Raw genomic sequence first — 960 nt, 5'->3', positions numbered from 1 at the left:
CTGCGACCCCCTGGTCCCAAACCAGGTGCTCTACCAAGCTGAGCTATTTCCCGATAAAAAATGCACCCAGCAGGAGTCGAACCTGCAACCTTCTGATTCGTAGTCAGACACTCTATCCAGTTGCGCTATGGGTGCATAATATGAATATTCAATTAATGCCGAGGACCGGAATCGAACCGGTACGGTGATCACTCACCGCAGGATTTTAAGTCCTGTGCGTCTGCCAGTTCCGCCACCCCGGCGTGATACACTGATCACAAGCGGAAGACGGGATTCGAACCCGCGACCCCCACCATGGCAAGGTGGTGTTCTACCACTGAACTACTTCCGCATTAATGGTGCCGACTAGAGGATTCGAACCTCCGACCCTCTGATTACAAATCAGATGCTCTGCCAGCTGAGCTAAGTCGGCGTAAAAAAATGGTGCGGGTGAAGGGACTTGAACCCCCACGTCATAAGACACTAGAACCTAAATCTAGCGCGTCTGCCAATTCCGCCACACCCGCAAAATCGACGAAATGAGTCGTGACAGGCTCGAACTGTCGACCCTCTGATTAAAAGTCAGATGCTCTACCGACTGAGCTAACGACTCATGATGGAGGATACAGGGCTCGAACCTGTGACCCTCTGCTTGTAAGGCAGACGCTCTCCCAACTGAGCTAATCCTCCATAATGATAGCGTGGCAACTTCCTACCCTCGCAAGGGGCGATCCCCTAACTACTATCGGCGTTACAAAGCTTAACTTCTGTGTTCGGAATGGGAACAGGTGTAGCCTTTGTGCTATCGCCACCACACTTTTTTGTGAGAACCTTGTTCTCTCAAAACTAGACAATATCTTTATTTCCGAAAACGCTACGTTTTTGACTTGGTTAAGTCCTCGACCGATTAGTAATGGTCCGCTCTATACGTCACCGTACTTCCACTTCCATCCTATCTACCTGATCATCTCTCAGGGGTCT

At 50.2% G+C, this 960-nt stretch carries 7 tRNA genes and 2 rRNA genes; all 9 read right to left on the bottom strand.

What is annotated here, in order from left to right:
- Positions 1-61 precede the first annotated feature (61 nt).
- Positions 62-135 (bottom strand) — tRNA-Arg (locus tag FC30_RS07775).
- A gap of 21 nt (positions 136-156) precedes the next feature.
- Positions 157-242, bottom strand: a tRNA-Leu gene (locus FC30_RS07770).
- Positions 243-259: 17 nt separating this feature from the next.
- Positions 260-331: transfer RNA gene (locus FC30_RS07765), tRNA-Gly, on the bottom strand.
- Between the two features lie 5 nt (positions 332-336).
- Positions 337-412 (bottom strand) — tRNA-Thr (locus FC30_RS07760).
- Between the two features lie 9 nt (positions 413-421).
- Positions 422-506, bottom strand: a tRNA-Leu gene (locus tag FC30_RS07755).
- 13 nt (positions 507-519) lie between these two features.
- A tRNA-Lys gene (locus FC30_RS07750) sits at positions 520-592 on the bottom strand.
- A gap of 4 nt (positions 593-596) precedes the next feature.
- Positions 597-669: transfer RNA gene (locus FC30_RS07745), tRNA-Val, on the bottom strand.
- A 9-nt stretch (positions 670-678) separates the two neighbouring features.
- A 5S ribosomal RNA gene (gene rrf / locus FC30_RS07740) occupies positions 679-795 on the bottom strand.
- A gap of 71 nt (positions 796-866) precedes the next feature.
- Positions 867-960: ribosomal RNA gene (locus tag FC30_RS07735) — 23S ribosomal RNA — on the bottom strand; the annotation flags it as partial.

Origin of the sequence: Ligilactobacillus animalis KCTC 3501 = DSM 20602 (genome assembly GCF_001434535.1) — a bacterium.
GTDB classification, from domain to species: domain Bacteria; phylum Bacillota; class Bacilli; order Lactobacillales; family Lactobacillaceae; genus Ligilactobacillus; species Ligilactobacillus animalis.
This window is presented reverse-complemented; position numbering and strand designations above follow the sequence as displayed.